This is a genomic window from Nocardioides sp. 503 (assembly GCF_004522095.1).
GTDB lineage: Bacteria > Actinomycetota > Actinomycetes > Propionibacteriales > Nocardioidaceae > Nocardioides.
Map to the genome: position 1 here is coordinate 696,354 of NZ_SPUI01000004.1, position 20,776 is coordinate 717,129.

A 20,776-nucleotide genomic window follows, 5' to 3' on the forward strand; every position below is an offset into this window, starting at 1 on the left:
GGTCGTGGCCGCGCCGGCCGGAGCCGGATTCGTAGAGCTGCTGAGCGGGTGGAGGGGGATGACGGTGACACGTCGGGGCTGGTGGGGGACGCGGACCGGACAGGCGCCGCGCAGTCGGAGGATCCGGAGCCGGTCGCGGCGCCCGGCTCTGCTGGCGGCACTCGTCGGGGTGGTGGCCGCCGGCCTCGTGGCCGCAGGTCCCGCGCCGGTCTGGTCGGACACCTCGCCGCAGGACCCGGCGGACCCGGCGACCCCGCCGACGGTGTCGGCGGACGCCCTGCCCACCGTGCAGATCAACGGGGTGGTGTGGTCTCAGGCCATGGTCGGCAACCGGGTCTACGCCGGCGGCAGCTTCAGCAACGCCCGCCCGGCCGGTTCGCCGGCCGGCTCGGGCACCGTCGCGCGGGGAAACCTGCTGGCCTACGACATCGTGACCGGTGCGCTGGTCACGTCCTTCGCCCCCGTCTTCAACGCCCAGGTCCGCGCCATCGCGGTGTCACCGGACCAGACGCGCCTCTACGTGGGTGGCGACTTCACGACCGTCGACGGGGTCTCCCGCCGCCGGATCGCGGCGTTCAACACCACGACCGGGGCGCTGGTCGCCACCTTCAACCCGCCCGTGAACTACCACGTGAACGCCCTCGCCGCCACCAACACCACGGTCTACGCCGGCGGCGAGTTCCAGGACGTCGGCACCCAGACCCGGCAGGGCCTGGCCGCGTTCAACGCGTCGAACGGCGCGCTGCTCAACTGGGCGCCGGCCGCCACCGGTGGCGACGTCTGGGCGATGACCCTCAACCCGAGCGGGACCAAGCTCGCGGTGGGCGGCTCCTTCACCGCGCTCAACGGCTCGTCCAACCCCGGCTACGGGCTCGGCATGGTCGACGCCGGCACCGGCGCCACCCTGCCCTTCCTCGCCAACAGCGTCGTGCGCAACGGCACCGCGAACGGCGCGATCACCACGCTCACCTCCGATGCCGACCACGTCTACGGCGGCGGCTACACCTTCGGCCGTTCCGGAGGCACCTGGGAGGGGACGTTCTCCGCGTCCTGGAACGACGGGGCCGTCCGCTGGCTCAACGACTGTCACGGCGACACCTACTCGTTGCACGCCCAGGGCGAGGTCGTGTACGCCGCCAGCCACACGCACTACTGCGAGAACATCGACTCCATCCGGCAGGGCGACGGCGGCGTGGGGGACTACCCCTACTTCCGGGGCCTGGCCTTCGGCAAGACCCCGACCGGCACCGCGACCTGGGAGCCGGACCAGGGGCGCTACTACAGCTTCGCCGGTCAGCCTCGCTCCTCCGTGCTGACCTGGTACCCGAACCTCAACGCCGGCACCTACACCGGTCAGATCCAAGGACCCTGGAGCGTGACCGGCAACGCCGACTACGTGTCCATGGGCGGTGAGTTCACGCGGGTCAACGGCCAGAACCAGCAGGGCCTGGTGCGGTTCGCCAAGCCCGGCATCGCCCCCAACGACCAGGGCCCCAGCCTGTTCAACGCCACCTACCCCCTCAACGTCAGCTCGACCGAGGCCGGCAAGGTGCGGATCAACTGGAGCACCAACGAGGACATCGACAACGACTACCTCACCTACCGCCTGTACCGCGACGTCCAGAGCGGCACCGGCCTGATCCACACGCGGCAGGTCCGGGCGAGCTGGTGGAACCACTACGGCATGGGGTTCGACGACACCGGCGTCGCTCCCGGCAGCAGCCATCGCTACCGGGTGGCGGTCACGGACGCGTTCGGCAACATCGCCAACTCGCCGTGGACCGACGTGGTGGTCGCGGGCGCGGGGTCGGACAGTGCCTACGTCGAGGCCGTCCAGGCCAGCGAGCCCACCCACTGGTGGCGCCTGAACGAGGCCAGCGGGACGGCGGCTGCGGACTCGGCCGGCTTCCGGCCCATGACGACGACGGCCACCGGGGTGACCCGTGCCGTGCCGGGTGCGATCACCAACGACCCCACGAACGTGGCGTCGCGCTTCGACGGGGCCACGTCCACGCGGGCCTACACCACCACCATCGACAGCCCTCCGGACGTGTTCACGCTCGAGGCGTGGTTCCGCACGACGTCCTCGACCGGTGGCAAGATCGTGGGCCGCGGCAACCGCAACGACCGCAACTCCTCCAAGACGGACCGGCACCTCTACCTCAACAACGCCGGCCAGGTGGTGTTCGGCGTGAAGCCCGACCAGAGCCGCCAGGTGGTGACCAGCCCGGGCGCGTACCGCGACGGTTCCTGGCACCACGCCGCCGCCAGCCTGTCCCCGGACGGCATGAGGCTCTACGTGGACGGCGCACTCGTCGGCGAGCGCGGTGACGTCACGACGGCCGAGCACCTGGCACGCGGCTACTGGCGCCTGGGCGGCGACACCCTCACCAGCTGGCCGACGGCCCCCTCGAGCGCCTTCCTGAACGGAGACCTCGACGAGGTGGCCGTCTACAAGCGGGCGTTGAGCGCCGCGGAGGTGGCGGCTCACTACACCGCCGGCACCGGTGCCCCGACGCCCAACGTCCCGCCGCGGTCCAGCTTCAGCTGGGAGGCCGAGGGCCTGACCGTCGACGTCGCGTCGACGGCCACCGACGACGACGGCACGATCGCCGGCTACGCGTGGGACTTCGCCGGCCAGGCGTCGGCCACGACGCCGACCGCGTCGCACACCTTCGCCGCGACGGGCACCTACCCCGTGACGCTCACCGTCACCGACGACGACGGCGCGACCCACTCGCGGACCCAGCAGGTCGCGGTGACCGCCCCGACGTCGAACGACCCGCCGGACGCGGACTTCACGGCGACGACGAACGGGCTCACGGCCACCCTCGTCGCGACCGCCAGCGACTCCGACGGCTCGGTGGTGTCCTACGCCTGGGACTTCGGCGACGGAGCGACCGCCCCCGCCACGTCCTCGTCCTCGACGTCGCACTCCTACACCGCCGCCGGCACCTACGACGTCACGCTGAGCGTCACCGACGACGACGGAGCCACGACCGAGGTCACCCGGCAGGTGCAGGTCCAGGCGCCGCCGCCCGGCGCCCAGCCCTACGCCCGCGACGCGTTCGCGCGCCAGGTGACCGACGGGTGGGGCAGCGCCGACCTGGGAGGTCCCTGGACCCGCGCGGGGGCAGTCACCAACTTCTCGGTCGCGGACGGGCGCGGACGGATCCGGATGTCGAGCCCCGGGACCGGGCCCGGCATGGCGCTCGACGGCGCGGTGTCGTCCGACACCGACCTCCGGGTCCGGGTCGGGGCCGACAAGGCTGCAACCGGTGGTGGTGTCTACCTGACCGTCCAGCCGCGGCTGCTCGCCAACGGCAACCGCTACTACGCCGACGTCCGGATGGTGGCCGGCGGCTCCGTCGCCCTGATCCTCGGCCGGACCGTGTCGGGGGCCGACACCACGCTGGTGACCCGCACCGTCCCGGGGCTCACGGTCGCCCCCGGTGAGCTGGTGCAGGTGCGTGCGCAGGCGTCCGGGACCTCTCCGACGACCTTCCGGGTGAAGGTGTGGGCGAGCGGTGCGCCGGAGCCGGCCGCGTGGACGTCGTCGGTCACCGACAGCACCGCGAGCCTGCAGGTCGCTGGCGGGATGGGCCTGCGGACCTACCTCTCCGGCTCGGCCACGAACGCGCCGGTGCTGGGCCTCTTCGACGACCTCAGCGTCTCGCCGACGCAGTAGGAGGAGAGCACATGACCTTCGCCGAGTACTTCCTGGTCCTGCAGCGACGCTGGCGGGTCTGGGTCGCGGGCCTGGTCCTCGGGCTGCTGGGTGCGGCCGTGGCCGTCGCGACCGCGGAGACCCTCTACACCGCCACGGCGACGTCGTTCGTCACCGTGGCCGAGCAGGTCGACACCAGCGGACAGGGCGAGATCTTCCAGGGCTCGCAGTTCGCCGTGCAGCGTGTGAAGTCCTACGCCCCGCTGGTCAAGAGTCCCGACGTGCTGACGCCGGTGATCGAGGAGCTGGACCTCGACGTGACCGAGCGACAGCTCGCCAAGCAGGTCTCGGTCACCAGCGCGCCGGAGACCGTCCTGCTCGACGTGGCCGTCGAGGACGCCGACCCGGCGCGGGCGGCGCGCACGGCGGACGCGGTCTCCGTGCGGCTGGGGATGGTGATCGAGGACCTCGAGACCGCGCGCACCAGCGGCCCCTCGAACGTCCGGGTGTCGCTCGCGCGACCCGCCGACGTGCCCGTCAAGCCGTCCTCGCCCCGGGTGCTGCTCGACCTCGTCCTCGGCGGGGTGGCCGGGCTCGCGCTGGGTCTGGTGGGCGCGGTGCTGCGCCAGCACCTCGACACCCGGGTCAAGACCCAGGACGGGGTGCGCGCCCTGACGGAGATGTCCCCCCTGGGGGCGACGCTCCACGAGCGCGCGGCGGCCAAGCGACCGCTGGTGGCGCTGGACTGGAGGTCGGCGTCGGCGGAGAGGTTCCGCACGGTGCGGACGGCGCTCAAGTTCGCCACCGTCGACCGGGAGCTGCGGCACTTCGTGATCACCTCGGCGGCGGCCGGCGAGGGGAAGACGTCGGTCGCCTGCAACCTGGCGATCAGCTGGGCGCAGAGCGGTGCGTCGGTGTGCCTGGTGGAGGCCGATCTCAGAAGGCCGGGAGTGTCCCGCTTCCTCGGGATCGACGGCAGTCTCGGGCTCTCCGACGTCGTCGTGGGGGAGAGCCGGTTGGAGGACGTGCTGGTGTCCTGGAACCTGGGGCTGGTGACGGTCCTGCCGGCAGGGTCGCTGCCCCCGGACCCGGCGGCCCTGCTCGGCTCGTCCGCCATGGCCTCGTTGGTGGACACGCTCCGCGACCGATTCGACGTGGTGATCTACGACTCGCCGCCCCTGCTCGCGGTGACCGACGGCGTGGTGCTCGGCGACCAGACGGACGGGGTGGTGCTGGTCATCCGGGCGTTCTCGACCCGGCCCGAGGAGGTGAGTGCCAGCATGGAGCGGCTGCGCAACGCCCGCGTCGACCTCCTCGGCACGGTGCTGACGCGGGAGCGGACGCGGCGTGGAGCCCAGCACGAGTACGGCGCGGAGCTGACACGTGACCGCGTGGAGCTCGCGCCCCCACCCGGGGAACCGGCCGCCGAGCACGGCCGGGCGGCGGTCCACCCGGTGGCGGCCCGTCAGGTGCCGGTCGAGGCCCCACCGCGGACGAACGGGGTCCGGCTGACCCGGGTCGGCCTCGACACCGGTGGAGGGTGCGATCGCTGAGGCCTGCCCCGGCGCGGGGCTCAGCCGAGCCAGGCGCCGAGGTGTCGCACCCCGGCACGGCGGGCCAGGACCCGAGCGACGGCGCGGGGGAGTCCGACGGCCACCCTGCCGGTCCGGGCGACGACCCGCTGCGTCGCGCGCAGCGACCGCGTCACGGCGGCCGGACCCACCAGGTCGAGGTGGCGCCGCTCCTGGCTCGTCGCCGCGCGGAAGGCGCCGACCGAGAGGAAGACGGCAGGGTCACGGGACCCTCGGGACCACACCACCGCCCAGGACGGCGACCTGCGGTCGGGCCGGCGGTAGACGTTGCCCGAGGCGCGCACGCGAAGCTGCCGTGCGGTGAACCTGCCGGAGTAGTCCTCCACGCACAGCAGGCAGGTGGCCCCGCGGGACGCGGAGACGATGTTGTTGTGGACCTCGATCGGCCCGTTGACCCACGGCATGGTCGGGTCCGGCCGCGGTCGCCGCGGGTCTCGTCCGGGGGTTCCCTCGTCGGTGGGGTCCCGGTCGTCCTGGACGATGTTCAGCGGCCGTCCGTTGCCCACGATGGTGTTGTTCCACAGGGACACGTTGCTCGTGTTGTTGACCTTGACCCCGTGGTCGGCGTTGCCGGCGATGACGTTGTCGGCGACGACCGCGCGCGCGGAGATCTCCAGGGACAGGCCGTGGTGCAGGTTGCGGCGCATCGAGGAGCCGGTCACGACGATGCCGAAGGACGACTCGTCGAGCCAGAGGCCGGTCCCGGCGTTGCTGCTGAAGTCGCTGTCGCGGACCACGACGCCGCGGGTGCGGTCGACCTTGAGGCCGCCGGCCACGGGCGAGTAGTTGAACCGCTCGGTGTTGTTGCGGCGCGCGCGGAGCCCGATGACGCGCAGCCCGTCGGCGTACGTCGCCCCGGCGCCCAGCATGCCGTTGCCGGCGAGCTCGAGGTGCGTCAGCGTGGCCGAGCGCGCGGAGACGTGGAGACCGGTCGTCGCGTTGTCCAGGATCCGCATACGTCGCAGCGACACGTGGGGCGCCTCGACCGTGACCGCGCCCATGTGGGGCACGGACGGCGCGAAGCGCCGCACCCCGATGTCGCTCACCGACGAGCCCGCGCCGCGGATCGAGATCGCCTTCGCGATGTCACTGGCGCGCACGGACCTGCCGCGCGGGTCGGTGCCGAGGTGGAGACGGTCGCCGGCGTCGTCGACGTAGAAGGTGCCGGGACGCACCTGAGCACGGGAGCCGACCTGCCGGAGCTCCCGGCCACCCACCCAGACCTGGTCGGGGTGCGCCGCCATGGGATGGGCCCGGTCGATGAACGTCCAGGCCTCCTCGTCGTTGTCCGGGGCACCCCAGGTGTAGGTGGGGCTGCTGTCGAGCTCGACCCCCCAACCCGTGTGGACGAACCGCGCGCCCTCCCTGCTCCAGCCGGTGACCGCACGCGAGCCGTCGAGCCAGACGCGGCTCCCCGGCGCACTGCTCAGGCTGAGCCGCTTGCCCTCGGGGATGACGACGCTCTCGTGGTAGGTGCCGCCGTGGACGACGACGCGGTCGCCGGAGCGGGCGCGTGAGACAGCGGCCGAGATGCTCCGCAGCGGCGCCGCGGAGGACCCGCTCGCCGAGTCGTGCCCCTGGCGCGCGACGTGGAGCGTGGCCGGCGCCCGCAGGGCGGGCGCCACGGCGGCGACCCCCGACGCGGGGGGTGCGGCACCGGCGACGCCGCTCGGGAGGAGCGTGACCAGGAGGGTCAGGAGGACCGCGCGGGAAGGCGCGCGGAGACCGAGAATCGACACGAGATGACTTCCTGGAGCCGCGTCGGGGGCCGTGGCTCCACCTCCACGGTCCCACGGACCCGCCGATCGTCAAAGGCCTCGCGGTGGCGGCGAGGCGCGGCCGCGGCGCGGCAGCGGGAGCCGGAGCGACCTCGCGGACCCGTCGATGACCTCCAGCCGCCCGGCCCGGTTGAGCGTGTGCAGCCGGTGCCCCGCCCACATCTCGCCTGCGGTGATGCGGCCGACGACGCGCTGCTCGTAGGTCGTCGGGTCCAGCCTGACCACCTCGGCCAGCGTGAGCGCCGACCCGTAGCCGCCGGTGCCGTCCTGCGCCGGACGGAGCAGTCGGCCGTCACGCCGCACGAGCCGCCCGGCCGGCCGGGCGCTGGCGATGTCGAGCACCACCGGGTTGCCCCGGTGGGCGGTCCAGGGGCCGCGGAGGTCGTCGGCGTACCAGAGGTGCAGCGCGTCCGAGCACGACCCGCCCCGGCGGACCGTCGCTGACAGCCACCAGCGGCCCTGGTGCCGGAACGGTGTGACGTCGTTGGCGTCGATGTCGCGCAGCAGCACGGAGTGCCGGACCCAGTGACGGGGGAACTCAGCGGCCCGGTAGAGCTCGACGGTGCCGGCCGCGGAGGTCTCCGGGATCATCCAGACCTCTCCGTCGTGCTCCAGCACGAAGGGATAGGAGAGGTGGACGTCGTGGCGGAGCACGCAGGCCGGGGTGCCGACCGGCCCGTGATCGTCGAACTCGACCACCGAGATCACGGCGCGACCGACACGGTGGTCGAAGTCCTCGACGAAGAGATGGGTCCGGCCCGCGACCTGGATCGGGAACGGGTCGGCGTAGAAGTGGTGGCCGTCGTCGGGGAGGTGGTGCCACCCCGACGCGGGGTGCTGCATCGAGTCGATCAGGCCGGGCCCGTCCACGAAACGCCAGCCGACCCGCCAGTGGGGGGTGCGGAGCAGCGTGCGGGCTGCCCGCCGCAGGGGCGCGCTCGCCAGCGCTCGCACCGCCTGGTGGGCGGGGGAGCGGGGGAAGGGCCGGCCGCCGCCCTCGACCCCGCCCTCGGGCAGGCGCAGGTGGAGGCCGGTGACGGCGGCGACGACGAGCCGCACGCAGCCGGCGAGCACGTCGTCGAGGGCGGCGGCCGTGACGCCCGGTCTCTCGCTGCCGGGGCGGCCGCTGGCGACCACGGTGCCGGTGGGGTCGACGAGCTCGACCAGGGGGAACCGGCCCGCGAGCAGGGCGGCGGCGGCGGCCTCCTCGCCAGCGCGCCCGTCGAACGTCAGCGACCACTGACGCGTGCTCGTCACCCGTGCGCCGCTGAGGTCGAGACGGACCACCCGCCCGGACTCGGGAGGACTCGTGCCCAGGTGCGACAGGCGGTGCCGCGCCACCCGGGAGGACCGGGTGCGGGGGAGCCGGTGGATCCGGCTCTCGATCGCGAGCAGGCGCTCGAGGTCGCGTGCGGGTGCCGACGGGCCGTCGACCCAGGCGACCCCCACGGCGAGGTCGTCGTGCCGACCGAGCGCGTGCACCAGGTCGAGGTGCCAGCGTCGTACGCCGGAGGTCGGGAGCCGCAGCTCGACGTACGTCGTCTCGCTCACGGCAGGGACGCCATGACGCCGTGGGCCAGCGAGGTCGCGAGGCGTTCGGTGGCCGGGACGACCAGGCGGCAGACCAGCCCGTGGGGCGCCCGCGGCTCGTCGTGCGCGTCCGGGACGTCGTGGGTGTGCACCTCCAGGCGCCGCCAGGGCAGCGCCCGGGTCACGACCCGCTCGACGCCGGGCAGGTCGGTGAAGCCGCGGCTCTGGTTCATCTGCGCGGTCAGGCTCCGCAGCTGCTCGTCGACGGTGTGCCCCTGGATGCGGAAGGACGTCGCGTCGGCCAGGGCGGCGGCCTCGCGCAGCGTGAACGTCCGACCGGTCGCCCCGGGCCTGGCCCGCTTGACGATCTCCGAGCGCAGTCGGCGGTCGGCGGTCAGGATGAGGTCGGCGCGGTCGATCAGCCGGTCGGTGAGCGGCGTGGAGCGGTGCTCTCCCAGGGCCAGCCACGGCAGGCCCCGCGCCCGGGTCAGCCGCTCCACCTCGGAGCACACGGCCGCGTCCTGGGTCGCGGTGACCCCCGCGCTGCGCACGACGACGTCCCCGCCGAACCCGCGCGCGAGGAAGGAGCGCTCCAGGCCCACCGCCATCAGCGGGGAGCGGCAGACGTTGGCGGCGCAGACCGCGAGGACCGTGAACGTCATGGCTGCTCCGCGAGCGACGGCGGTCGGAGCGCCAGGGCGACGACCAGGAAGGTGATGCCCGAGGGGGTCGCGTCGAGCACGCCGCTCTCCAGGAAGCTGCGGGAGGCCAGCAGGAGCAGCAGCGCGGCCGAGAGCGAGCGCATGGGCGGACGGGACGTCGCCACCCGCGCGAACGTGACCAGGACCAGGATGGCCAGCACCGCCGTCCCGACGGCGCCGGCCTGCACGTAGGCCGACACCCAGGTGCTGTCGAGGATCTGCTCGGTGCGGTACATCGCGGACACCGGGATCTCCTTGACGGAGAGGCCCACTCCCAGGAGCTTCTCCGGCCAGCTGTCGGCGTGGTGGAAGGCGGCGTGCCAGGCGACGGTCCGTGAGTTCAGGGTCAGGACGCCGGCGGAGTCGCCTCGCGTGGCGAAGGTGCTGACCACCGGGGTGAGGAACATGAGGTACAGCCCCGTGGGGACGGCCAGCAGCCCGGCGCACATCACGCCGACGGGAACGCGAGGAGCCATCAGGACGAGCAGGACGACGGACAGCAGCAGGGCGATCACGCCGGTGCGCGCACCCGTCAGCCAGATGACGCCCAGGCAGGGCAGGATCGCGGCCACGTCCTGCCAGGTGGCCCAGTGGTGGACGCAGCGCCACAGGAGGCACAGCAGTGGCACGCTGAACAGCAGCGAGATCTCGTTGGCGTTGAGCGGGGGAAGACCGCCGTACAGCCGGCCGGAGGCCAGCGAGCCGACACCGGTGACCGAGGCGAAGCCGGCGAGCAGGAGCATCGCCGCGGCGAGGGACGACAGCAGCTCCGCGATCGGGAACGCGTGCACCAGGAAGACCGCCGTGGCGGCGACCACGACGATGCGCACGGCCAGGACCACCGTGGGCTGGGCGGAGTCGTGGAGGGCGCTGCCGACCGTGGTGACGCCGAGGTAGACCGCGAGGAGCGGGAGCGGTCCGACCGGGAGGCTTCGCCACGGGATGCCCCTCGCGGGAGCGGTGGCGGCCAGCGCCAGGGCGGTGACGCTGAGACCGGCCTTGGCCAGCACCACGACGTCGAGACCGCCGTCGAAGTAGCTGCCCTTGCGCCAGGCCACCGCGGACACCAGGAGCACCAGGCACGTCAGCAGCGGTCGCAGGGCCGGGCGACCCAGCGGGGAGACGACGGGCGACACGGCGCACGGGGCAGCCGCCGTCGTGACGGACGCCGTGGCGCCGTCCAGGGCGGCGGGGCTCACGACAGCACCGCCCGCTCGCGGGCCGGCAGCGGCTGCTCGTGGCGCCGCGGCACCAGCAGCCGCTGCCGGCACGCGGCCCCGGCGGCCACGGAACCGGCCGCCAGCAGCCACGGCGCGGCCCAGATCGGCAGCCCCACCCAGAGGAGCGCGACGGCGGTCGCGCCGAGCCCCGCGAGGGAGTCGGCCACGCGGAGGCCGAAGACCTCGGCCTGGTCGCCGCGCACGGCCGCCAGGGTGCCGTAGGGCAGCACGACGGCGCACGACGCGGCGTAGACTGCCCAGCCGAGCACCGCCAGCGGCGCCAGCTCGAAGCGGCCGCCCGTGAGCACGGGCCCGACGAGGCCGGTGCATGCGGTGGCGACGACCGCGACGACGGCGCACGCGGCGAGCAGCGCGGCGGCGCCGCGGTCGGCACGGCGCAGCAGGGCCGACATGGGCTCGTCCCGCCCGGCGGCGTACGACGCGAACAGGTAGGAGCCCACGCCCTGCACGAACATCATCGCCGGGGCGGCCAGGAGCCGTGCGGCCTCCAGCTCGCCCACGGCGGCCTGACCGGCGGCGACCAGCACCAGCCAGCGGACGAGGTTGAGGGTCGTCGGCCGGACGAGCTGCTGCACCGCGCGCCACGACCCGAACGACAGCACGGCCCGCAGCCCTCCCGGCGCCCGCGTCGGCAGGGAGCGCTCGGCTCGCGGCAGCGACCGCAGGCTCGCGGTGCAGGCGACGAGCTGGCCGACCAGGAGCGCGGCCAGGAAGCTGTCCACCGTCAGCTGGCCACGGCTGAGCAGCACGAGCAGGCTCAGGCCCGCCAGCAGGGCGCAGACGTCGACGTGGACGAGTCGCCAGAAGCGCTGGCACGCCATCATCGTGCGGCGCAGCAGGTCCGCCGCCATGAAGGCACCCGTCGCCGCCGCGAACAGCGCCGCGGTCCTTGGTGGCAGGAGACCGAGGCCCCACGTGAGCGCGAAGGCGGCCGTGGTGGCGCCGGCGACGGTGACCACGGCGAGGCGGGCGAGCGCGGCCCGGATGGCGGGGTCCTGGCGGTCGAGCACCGTCAACGGGTCGCCGACGAGTCCGCTGGAGACGGAGGTCGCGACGATCACCGACCCCAGCAGCATGGCGAACACGCCGAGTCCGTCGGCCCCCAGCGCGCGGGCAGCGAGGAGCTGCAGGAGGAAGCTGCCGAGGGCGAGGGTGGCCTGGGACGCGACAGCGCCGGCCGCCGGGGGCAGCCAGGTGGGCGGGGACGGCGTCGGACCTCTCACCCCACGTCCTCCCGCACGCGGCGCCGTCCGGTGACGGTCCGCCGGATCGATTCCCCGGACTCGAGCTGCTTGCACAGCTGCTCGTAGGAGGCCGCGACCTCCAGCCAGTCGTAGCGCTGGGCGGCGCGCGCCCGGTTGAGGACGCCCCGCTCACGGGCCAGTGCGGGCTGCCGCTCCGCGGCGAGGAGGAGGTCGGGGAGGTCGCCGGCGGCGGAGAAGTAGCCTCCCTCGTCGCCGAGAACCTCCCGGTTGAACGTCACGTCGTAGGCGATGACGTCGGCCCCGGCCCCCATCGCGCGGAGCAGCGAGGGGTTCGTCCCGCCCACGCTGTGGCCGTGGAGGTAGGTCAGGCAGTGGGCGTACAGCTGGTCGAGCTGCTCCTGGTCCCAGAGCCCGCCGACCAGGCGGATCCGCGGGTCGCCGTCGGCGGCCCGGTGCACCCGCGCGGTGTACTCGTCGGCGTAGGGCGCCGACCCGACCACGAGGAGCGGCAGCGCGGCGCCCGAGCGGTGGTAGCCCTCGACGACCTCCGCGACGTGGTTCTCCGGCTCGAAGCGGGCCACGACCAGGTGGAAGCCGCCGGGGTCCAGCTCCAGCTCCGCGAGCCGGTCACCTGCGGGGCTGACCTGGATCGGTGAACCGTAGGAGATCAGCTCGGTCCCCGCCCCGAACTCGTCGGCGTAGTAGTCGGCGATGCCCTGGGCGTCGGCGATCAGCGCGTCGGCCCAGCGCACGGCGTACGACTCCGCCCACCGGTAGTAGTGGCGCCCCGCCCGGCCCCACTTGGCGCGCTTCCACTCCAGGCCGTCGACGTGCACGGCCACCGGCGTCCGGTTCAGGCGCAGGAACGGCAGGAAGGGTGCGTTGGCGGAGTTGAACACGAGGGCGACGTCGTGGCGCGGGTGCGTCATCAGGTGCGCCACCGACAGCGCCGTGTGGCTGAGCGTCTCGACGGCCTTGCCCTTCAAGCTCGGCAGGTGCACGAGCTCCATGCCGCGGTAGGAGGACGACGTGTCGGTGCCGCCACGGCAGTAGACCGTGACTTCGTGGCCCTGGAGGACCAGGCGGTGACCGATCTCCTCCACCGCGGTCTCGAAGCCGCCGTAGCAGGCGGGGACCCCGCGGGTGCCGAGCATGGCGATGCGCATCAGGTCTCCGTGAGGTCGAGGCGGCGAAGCTCGCGCCACCACTTGGCGGACGCGAGCAGGAGGAAGGCGGCGTTGGCGACCAGGAGCGACGCGTAGCCGACGAGGAAGGCCCGCGGCCAGGCCAGGAGCACGAACGCCCAGCAGAAGGTGCCGTAGTCGTGCGGCAGCACCAGCCACGTGCGGAGCGGGTGCTCGGCCCTGGGCGGTGCGGTGCTGCCGACGGCGACCGCCCCGCGGCGGCGCAGGAAGGGCACCAGGATCATGCTGAAGTAGGTCGTCATGTCGACGACGAGGAAGACCATGGGCGCCACGAGCACGACGTCGGTGTCGACTACCGGAAAGCGGAAGAGCGACACGAGGACCGCCAGGTGGAGCACGCAGGTCTTGACGCAGTCGAGCGTGTGGTCGAGCCACTCCCCGGCCAGCGAGCCGCCGCCACGCAGGCGGGCGAGCTGGCCGTCGACGGAGTCCATCACGTAGCCGAGCGCGAGAAGCACGGCAACGGCGATGCCGAGACCGACCGAGGGCTCGTCGACGACGAGCAGGGACAGCGCCGTGGCGGTGAGACCCGCCCCGATGAGCGTGGCGGTGTTCGGCGAGAGCCCGACGATGTGCCCGGCGGCCGCCACCCGACGGGCCGCCGGCCGGTTGACGAGCCGCGAGTACGCGGGAGTGCCCCGGGGGTCCTTCTGGGCGCTCCCCAGCGCCTGGAGGTTGCTGCGGTACCAGGCGCGCAGGGTCGGTGGCTCGGGAGCAGGCGGCGTGTGGGTGGGCATCGTCGACACGGCCATCGGCCCCCCTCCTGTGGCTACTAGTCGGATGCGCTGAAACTAAGGACGGCTCGGAGCGCGGCGGCAGGTGCGAGGCGGGACGTCGCCAAATTTGGGGATGGGCGCGTCGAAGCGGCGGATGGCCGCTCCGACGCGCCTTCACTGACCGTGTGGAACCGCGCACCGTGCTCATGGCCACTCCGTCCGCCGACCTCTACGGCGCTGACCTGCAGCTGCTCGAGAGCGTGGCGGCGCTGCGGGAGCGCGGCTGGCGGGTCGTCGTGGTGACGCCGTCGAGGGGGCCGCTGCTCGAGCGGCTGACGGCTCTGGGTGCCGAGGTCGAGCAGGTGCCGTTCCCCGTCCTTCGGCGCGCGTCGATGTCCCTCGGCGGGGCGGCGTCCCTGGCCGCGCGAAGCCCGGAGGCACTGGCTCTGCTGCGACGGGTGGTGCGCAGGGTCGGTCCCCAGGTCGTGTACGTCAACACGGTCACCCTGCCGTGGTGGCTGCTCGCGGGTCGGGCGGCCGGGGTGCCCGTCGTCTGTCACGTCCATGAGGCGGAGGCCCGTGACCGTGCTCTGGTACGGCGTGCGCTCGCGGCGCCCCTGGCCCTCGCGGACGTCACGATCGTCAACAGCCGCACGACGCTCGAGGTGACGTCGACCGCCGCGCCGTACGTGCGGCGCCGGCTCCGCCTCGTGCGCAACGGCGTCCGCGGCCCAGCCGTCGCGCCTTCACCCCGCGCCCGGAGCGGGGCCTTCCGGCTGCTGGTCGTCGGCCGGGTCTCGCCTCGCAAGGCGCCCGACGTGGCGCTCGAGGCGGCGGCCCTGCTGCGGACCGCCGGACTGCCCGTGCGCCTCGAGCTGTGCGGCACCCCGGGTCCCGGCCACGAGGGATTCGCCCATGAGCTGCGCCGGCGCGCCGACCGCCCCGACCTCGAGGGCGCGGTGACCTTCACCGGCTACGAGTCGCCCATCTGGCCGGCGCTGGAGCGCTCGGACGTCCTGGTCGCACCCTCGCTGGGGGAGTCGTTCGGCAACGCGGTCGTCGAGGGCCAGCTCGCGGAGCGTCCCGTGGTCGCCAGCGCGGTCCCGGGCCACCTGGAGACCGTGGACCCGGGCGTGACGGGCCTGCTGGTCCCGGCCCAGGACCCCGAGGCCCTCGCCGACGCCGTCGCCCGCTTGATGGAGGACGGCGACCTCGGCCGCCGCCTCGCCCTCGCGGGCAGGAGCACCGCCGAGGCGCGGTTCGGCCTGAGGCGCTACGGGGACGAGCTGGCCGCCGTGCTCGAGGACCTGGCCCCGGAGGACCGGTCGCCAGCGGCGGTCAGGCCTGGAGGTCGGCGACCTCGGCCTCGACACGCTCGACGACCTCGGCGTTGAGCCGGCGCAGCGCGAGGCGCAGCACGGTGCTGGACGTCTGCTCGGTGTAGGGGAAGTAGACGACGTCCACGCCGACCGTCCTCATGCGCCGCTCGAGCCGGTCGCCCTTGGGGGTGCCCTGCCAGTCGTCGCCCTTGAAGAGGCGCTGGAACCGCACGTCCTGCCAGGCGACCAGCTTGTCGGGCACGACCTCCACGTGGACGGCGTCCACGACGTCGATGGCTCCCACGATGGCGACGCGCTCCTCGAGCGGGATGATCGGCCGCACTCCCTTGGTCCGCAGGCAGAGCTCGTCGGAGACGACGCCCGCCACGAGGTAGTCGCACCTGCCGCGGGCACGCCAGAGCAGGTTCAGGTGGCCCACGTGGAACAGGTCGTAGGCGCCGGGTGCGTACCCCACGACGGTCCTCATCGGTGTCTCCCTCTCGTCCGGTGCCGGGCGGCTCGAACGTAGGAGCGGGACCGGGCCGTCGGCCCGAGGGAGCCGGCGACTTACCCAAGACGGGTGAGGAGGCGGGCGCTCACCGGCGGAGAGTTAGGCTGACCTAACAACTCGTCGACCCCAGGAGCACCCGTGCCCGGCACCACCACGCTGACCGTCACCTCGACCGAGCGGGTCAGCCCCGCCCTGGTGCGGGTGCGCTTCCGCAGCGACGACCTGTCGGCGTTCGCCGGCAGCGTCGACACCGACCGCTACGTCAAGCTGGTCCTGCCCGTCGACGGTGCCGACGTGGTGCGCACCTACACCGCGCTGGAGCCGGACGTGGACGCCGGCACGCTGGCGATCGAGTTCGTGGTGCACGGCGACACCGGGGTGGCCGGCCCGTGGGCGGCCAACGCGCAGCCGGGGGACACCCTCGAGGTCCGCGGACCGGGCGGCGCCTACGCTCCCTCGCCCGACGCCGCCTGGCACCTGCTCGCCGGCGACGACGCCGCGATCCCCGCGATCCGCCAGGCCCTGGCCGCGCTGCCCGACGACGCCGTCGCCGAGGTGCTGGTCGAGGTCCACGACGCCGACCACGAGGTCGAGCTCGCCGCACCGGCCGGCGCCACCGTCACCTGGGTGCACCGCGGCTCGGCCACCGAGGGTGACCCGCTCGTCGCCGCCGTCCGCGCGCTGCCCTGGCGCGAGGGCCGCGTCCACGCGTTCGTGCACGGCGAGGCGCAGGCGGTCATGCACGGCATCCGCCCCTACCTGCTCCAGGACCGTGGCGTCGCGCGCGAGGACGCGTCGATCTCCGGCTACTGGCGCCGCGGCCGCACCGAGGAGGGCTTCCGCGACTGGAAGAAGGAGCTGGCCGCGGCCGAGGCCGCGACCGCGCTCGGATGACCGCCCCCGCGTAGACTGGGCCACGTCCACCCCCTGTCATCCGTGACCGGGGGCTGTCGTGTTGTCACCCTCCTCAGGAGCACCCGTGTCGCTCGCCGGCATCGCCGACGCCGTCCTGTCCGACCCGACCCTCGCGAGTGTCCTCGAGGACGCGCGCGGCGGACGGGTGCGCGCGCTCGACCTGACCGCTCCCGAGGCGATGCGGCCCTACGTCGTCACCGGTCTCGTGCGCTCCGGTCGTACCGTCCTGGCGGTCACCGCGACCTCCCGCGAGGCGGAGGACCTGGTCGCCGCGCTGGGTGACCTGCTCGACCCGGCGACCGTCGCCTACTACCCCAGCTGGGAGACGCTGCCCCACGAGCGGCTCAGCCCGCGCAGCGACACCGTCGGCCGCCGCCTGGCCGTCCTGCGGCGGCTGCGCCACCCCGGCACCGACCCGAGCAACGGCCCCCTCCAGGTCGTCGTGGCGCCGGTGCGCTCGATCCTTCAGCCGCAGGTGCAGGGCCTCGCCGACCTCGAGCCGGTCGAGCTGGCCACCGGCGACACGATGCCCCTCGACGACGTCGTACGCCGCCTGGCGGACGCCGCCTACACCCGGGTCGACCTGGTGGAGCGCCGCGGCGAGTTCGCCGTGCGCGGCGGCATCGTCGACGTCTTCCCGCCCACCGAGGAGCACCCGCTCCGCGTGGAGATGTGGGGCGACGACGTCGAGGAGATCCGCTCGTTCTCCGTGGCCGACCAGCGCACCCTCGACAAGGTCGAGCGGCTGTGGGCGCCGCCGTGCCGCGAGCTGCTGCTCACCGACGAGGTGCGCGCCCGCGCCGCCGAGCTCGGCCGCGCGCACCCCCAGCTGCTCGAGCTCACCGACAAGATCGCCTCCGGCATCGCGGCGGAGGGCATGGAGTCGCTGGCGCCGGTGCTCGTCGACGAGATGGAGATGCTCGTCGACCTGATGCCGGCCGACACCCACGTGCTGGTGCTCGACCCCGAGCGCGCCCGCAGCCGCGCGCACGACCTGGTCGCGACCAGCGAGGAGTTCCTCGGCGCGAGCTGGGCGGCCGCCGCCGGTGGCGGCACGGCGCCGATCGACCTCGGCGCGGCGTCGTACCACGCGATCGCCGACGTGCGCCTGCGCAGCCTGGCGCAGGACAAGCCGTGGTGGACGGTCAGCCCGTTCGGCCTCGACGGCGAGACCGCCGGTGCGCCCTCGACCGACGCGACCCCCGCGAGCGCCGAGGACGCCGGCGTCCCGACCCGCGCGCTTCCGGCCGGCCCGGTCGACGCCTACCGCGGGGACGTCGACCGCGCCATGGCCGACCTCGACGGCTGGCTCGCCGACGGCTACCGCGCGGTCGTGGTCCACCCCGGCCACGGGCCCGCGCAGCGCATGGTCGAGGCGCTGGGGGAGCGCGACATCGCCGCTCGTCTGGTCGAGGACCCCGAGCCGGTCGAGCACGGCTTCGTCACGGTCACCTGCGGCGCCGCCCAGCACGGCTTCGTCGACGACACCAACCGCCTGGTGCTCGTCACGGGCGAGGACCTCAGCGGTCAGCGCTCCAGCACCCGCGACATGCGCAAGATGCCGGCGCGCCGCAAGAAGCAGATCGACCCCCTCGAGCTCAAGGCCGGCGACTTCGTCGTCCACGAGCAGCACGGCGTCGGTCGCTTCGTCGAGATGAAGCAGCGCGTCGTGGGCGGCGCGACGCGCGAGTACCTCGTCCTCGAGTACGGCGCCAGCAAGCGCGGCGGCCCCGCCGACCGTCTCTACGTGCCGGCCGACGCCCTCGACCAGGTCACCCGCTACGTCGGCGGCGAGCAGCCCAGCCTGGACCGGCTCGGCGGCGCCGACTGGGCCAAGCGCAAGGGCCGCGCCAAGAAGGCCGTCCGCGAGATCGCCGCCGAGCTGATCAAGCTCTACGCCGCGCGCCAGGCCACCAAGGGCTACGCGTTCGGGCCCGACACACCCTGGCAGCGCGAGCTCGAGGACGCCTTCCCGTTCACCGAGACCGTCGACCAGCTGACGACGGTCGACGAGGTCAAGTCCGACATGCGCCAGACCGTCCCGATGGACCGCCTGGTCTGCGGCGACGTCGGCTACGGCAAGACCGAGATCGCGGTGCGGGCGGCGTTCAAGGCGGTCCAGGACGGCAAGCAGGTCGCCGTCCTCGTGCCGACCACGCTGCTCGTGACCCAGCACCTCAGCACCTTCAGCGAGCGCATGAGCGGGTTCCCCGTGGTGGTCAAGGGGCTCAGCCGCTTCCAGACCGACCGCGAGGCCAAGGAGGTCATGGCCGGGCTGGCCGAGGGCAGCGTCGACATCGTCGTCGGCACGCACCGCCTGCTCAACCCCGACATCCGCATGAAGGACCTCGGCCTGATCATCGTCGACGAGGAGCAGCGCTTCGGTGTCGAGCACAAGGAGCAGATGAAGCGGCTGCGCACCTCCGTCGACGTGCTGAGCATGAGCGCCACGCCGATCCCGCGCACGCTCGAGATGGCGATCACCGGCATCCGCGAGATGTCCACGATCACCACCCCGCCCGAGGAGCGGCACCCGGTGCTGACCTACGTCGGCGCCTACGAGGACCGCCAGGTCGTCGCCGCCGTACGGCGTGAGCTGCTGCGCGAGGGCCAGGTGTTCTACATCCACAACCGGGTCACCTCGATCGACAAGGCCGCGGCCAAGATCCGCGAGCTCGTGCCCGAGGCGCGCGTGGGCGTGGCCCACGGGCAGATGGGGGAGCACCAGCTCGAGCAGGTGATGCTGGACTTCTGGGAGAAGCGCTTCGACGTGCTCGTCTGCACGACGATCGTCGAGTCGGGGCTGGACGTCTCCAACGCCAACACCATGATCATCGAGCGCGCCGACACCCTCGGCCTCAGCCAGCTCCACCAGCTGCGTGGTCGGGTGGGTCGCAGCCGCGAGCGCGCCTACGCCTACTTCCTCTACCCCGCCGAGAAGCCGCTCACCGAGACCGCCCACGAGCGGCTCGCCACCCTGGCCCAGCACTCCGACCTGGGCGGCGGCATGGCGATCGCGATGAAGGACCTCGAGATCCGCGGGGCCGGCAACCTGCTCGGTGGTGAGCAGTCGGGCCACATCGCCGACGTCGGCTTCGACCTCTACGTGCGGCTGGTGGGGGAGGCGGTCAACGAGTTCAAGGGCGAGGGCGCCGACACCGACACCCTCAACGAGGTCCGCATCGAGCTGCCCGTCGACGCGCACCTGCCCCACGACTACGTGCCGAGCGAGCGGCTGCGCCTGGAGATGTACAAGCGGCTGGCCGAGGTGCGCGCCGACGAGGACGTCGACCTGATCCGCGAGGAGATGCTCGACCGCTACGGCAACCCGCCGCAGGAGGTCGAGGCGCTGCTGCTGGTCGCGCGCTTCCGGGCGCGCGCCCGCGCCGCCGGCATCGGCGAGGCGACCATCGCGGGCAAGAACGTCCGCTTCGCCCCCGTCAGCCTCCCCGAGTCGCGGGTGCTCCGGCTCCAGCGGCTCTACCCCAAGTCGATCGTCAAGGCGGCCGTCGACACGATCCTCGTGCCGCGCCCCGGCACCCCCGGCCGGACCGGCACCCCGCTGACCGGCATCGCCCTGCTTGAATGGGCGCGCGGGGTCATCGACGGCGTCATCGACCCCCCTCAGGAATGAGCCCCGAAGCAGCACGGTCATGAGGAGAGTTCGCGTGAGCACCCCCAGCACCCGAGGCAGCCGAGCCGGTCGCGTCCGGCTCGCGGCCCTCGCCACCGCCGTCCTGACCGTGGCCCTCACCGGCTGCGGCGTCGCCGGCACCAGCTTCCAGCCCGGGGTCGCCGCCGAGGTCGACGGCCACAAGATCTCCACCGACCGCGTCGACCGCCTCGTCGGCGACTACTGCGACGCCGTGCGCGACCAGCTCCGCCAGGACGGCAGCGTCGTCCCGCTCGGCTACCTGCGCTCCGGCGTCGTGGGCCAGCTCGCGCTGGTGTCCGCGGCCGAGCAGCTCGCCGAGGACGAGGGCGTCGAGCCCACGCAGGACTACGAGCGCGTCGTCACGGACCTGGAGTCGCAGACCCGCGGTCTCCCCCAGAAGCAGCAGGACGCCGTCGTCGCCGTCAACGGGTCGTCGGCCTACGTGCAGGCCGTCCAGCTGGCGGTCGGCGACAAGCTGCTCGCCGACGAGGGCAAGCCCAGCGGTCCCGAGGCCGCCGGCCAGCGCGGCGCCGACGCGCTCAAGGCGTGGCTCGACGACCACGAGGTGGAGCTCAACCCCGAGTTCGGCATCGCCTTCGAGGACGGTCAGGTGGTCTCCGAGGACACCCAGCTGGCGTTCGCCGTGGGCGACACCGCGACCACCGCGGGGCTGGAGGCTCCCGACCAGGAGTACGCCAAGAGCCTGCCGGCCTCCCAGCGCTGCAACTGAGCGTCGAGCGC

14 protein-coding genes are annotated in these 20,776 nt (G+C 73.6%); 6 read left to right on the forward strand and 8 right to left on the reverse strand.

Annotated features, from left to right (window positions below; genetic code table 11):
• Nucleotides 1-172: 172 nt before the first annotated feature.
• The gene (locus E4622_RS17120; RefSeq protein ID WP_167736137.1) at nt 173-3,688 is read left to right on the forward strand and encodes a PKD domain-containing protein; all 3,516 of its coding nucleotides are present in this window, start codon (nt 173-175) and stop codon (nt 3,686-3,688) included.
• A gap of 11 nt (nt 3,689-3,699) precedes the next feature.
• Nucleotides 3,700-5,220, forward strand: a complete 1,521-nt coding sequence (locus E4622_RS17125) for a polysaccharide biosynthesis tyrosine autokinase (RefSeq protein WP_134741397.1) — start codon at nt 3,700-3,702, stop codon at nt 5,218-5,220.
• 20 nt (nt 5,221-5,240) lie between these two features.
• Here E4622_RS17125 and E4622_RS17130 read toward each other — a convergent pair whose 3' ends face one another.
• The 7 genes from E4622_RS17130 to E4622_RS17160 form a co-directional block, all read right to left on the reverse strand.
• Nucleotides 5,241-6,998: a right-handed parallel beta-helix repeat-containing protein gene (locus E4622_RS17130; RefSeq protein WP_134741398.1), complete on the reverse strand. Its 1,758-nt coding sequence runs from the start codon at nt 6,996-6,998 to the stop codon at nt 5,241-5,243.
• 69 nt (nt 6,999-7,067) lie between these two features.
• Complete coding sequence (locus E4622_RS17135) at nt 7,068-8,588, reverse strand: formyl transferase (RefSeq protein WP_134741399.1); 1,521 nt, start codon at nt 8,586-8,588, stop codon at nt 7,068-7,070.
• The gene (locus tag E4622_RS17140; protein ID WP_134741400.1) at nt 8,585-9,229 is read right to left on the reverse strand and encodes a hypothetical protein; all 645 of its coding nucleotides are present in this window, start codon (nt 9,227-9,229) and stop codon (nt 8,585-8,587) included. Before E4622_RS17140 ends, E4622_RS17135 begins: the two co-directional genes overlap by 4 nt.
• Nucleotides 9,226-10,467, reverse strand: a complete 1,242-nt coding sequence (locus E4622_RS17145; RefSeq protein ID WP_134741401.1) for a hypothetical protein — start codon at nt 10,465-10,467, stop codon at nt 9,226-9,228. The genes E4622_RS17140 and E4622_RS17145 overlap by 4 nt, the downstream gene beginning before the upstream one ends.
• A complete protein-coding gene (locus E4622_RS17150) occupies nt 10,464-11,732 on the reverse strand; it encodes a hypothetical protein (RefSeq protein WP_134741402.1) in 1,269 nt (422 codons plus the stop codon). The genes E4622_RS17145 and E4622_RS17150 overlap by 4 nt, the downstream gene beginning before the upstream one ends.
• Nucleotides 11,729-12,880 (reverse strand): DUF1972 domain-containing protein, encoded by a 1,152-nt coding sequence (locus tag E4622_RS17155; protein ID WP_134741403.1) that lies wholly within the window; start codon nt 12,878-12,880, stop codon nt 11,729-11,731. The genes E4622_RS17150 and E4622_RS17155 overlap by 4 nt, the downstream gene beginning before the upstream one ends.
• The gene (locus E4622_RS17160; protein ID WP_209021982.1) at nt 12,880-13,671 is read right to left on the reverse strand and encodes a CDP-alcohol phosphatidyltransferase family protein; all 792 of its coding nucleotides are present in this window, start codon (nt 13,669-13,671) and stop codon (nt 12,880-12,882) included. The genes E4622_RS17155 and E4622_RS17160 overlap by 1 nt, the downstream gene beginning before the upstream one ends.
• A 149-nt stretch (nt 13,672-13,820) precedes the next feature.
• Here E4622_RS17160 and E4622_RS17165 point away from each other — a divergent pair, with 149 nt between their 5' ends.
• Nucleotides 13,821-15,029, forward strand: a complete 1,209-nt coding sequence (locus tag E4622_RS17165) for a glycosyltransferase family 4 protein (protein ID WP_134741404.1) — start codon at nt 13,821-13,823, stop codon at nt 15,027-15,029.
• On the opposite strand, the gene E4622_RS17170 is transcribed toward E4622_RS17165, so the two are convergent.
• Complete coding sequence (locus E4622_RS17170; RefSeq protein ID WP_134741405.1) at nt 14,974-15,441, reverse strand: adenylyltransferase/cytidyltransferase family protein; 468 nt, start codon at nt 15,439-15,441, stop codon at nt 14,974-14,976. The two genes, E4622_RS17165 and E4622_RS17170, sit on opposite strands and share 56 nt — an antisense overlap.
• A gap of 162 nt (nt 15,442-15,603) precedes the next feature.
• Here E4622_RS17170 and E4622_RS17175 point away from each other — a divergent pair, with 162 nt between their 5' ends.
• From E4622_RS17175 to E4622_RS17185, 3 genes are all read left to right on the forward strand, one after another.
• On the forward strand, nt 15,604-16,359 hold the full coding sequence (locus E4622_RS17175; RefSeq protein ID WP_134741406.1) for a siderophore-interacting protein: 756 nt from the start codon (nt 15,604-15,606) through the stop codon (nt 16,357-16,359).
• 85 nt (nt 16,360-16,444) lie between these two features.
• Nucleotides 16,445-20,014 carry a transcription-repair coupling factor gene (gene mfd, locus E4622_RS17180; protein WP_134741407.1) on the forward strand — a complete coding sequence of 1,190 codons (3,570 nt, stop codon included), beginning with the start codon at nt 16,445-16,447 and terminating at the stop codon, nt 20,012-20,014.
• A 34-nt stretch (nt 20,015-20,048) separates the two neighbouring features.
• On the forward strand, nt 20,049-20,765 hold the full coding sequence (locus E4622_RS17185; protein WP_134741408.1) for a hypothetical protein: 717 nt from the start codon (nt 20,049-20,051) through the stop codon (nt 20,763-20,765).
• The last annotated feature ends 11 nt before the right edge of the window (nt 20,766-20,776 follow it).

Bases quoted from the DNA above. Each gene is read 5' to 3' on its own strand.
- E4622_RS17125 (WP_134741397.1), top strand. From the start codon at position 3,700: ATGACCTTCGCCGAGTACTTCCTGGTCCTGCAGCGACGCTGGCGGGTC.
- E4622_RS17140 (WP_134741400.1), bottom strand. From the start codon at position 9,229: ATGACGTTCACGGTCCTCGCGGTCTGCGCCGCCAACGTCTGCCGCTCC.
- E4622_RS17155 (WP_134741403.1), bottom strand. From the start codon at position 12,880: ATGCGCATCGCCATGCTCGGCACCCGCGGGGTCCCCGCCTGCTACGGC.
- E4622_RS17160 (WP_209021982.1), bottom strand. From the start codon at position 13,671: ATGGCCGTGTCGACGATGCCCACCCACACGCCGCCTGCTCCCGAGCCA.
- E4622_RS17170 (WP_134741405.1), bottom strand. From the start codon at position 15,441: ATGAGGACCGTCGTGGGGTACGCACCCGGCGCCTACGACCTGTTCCAC.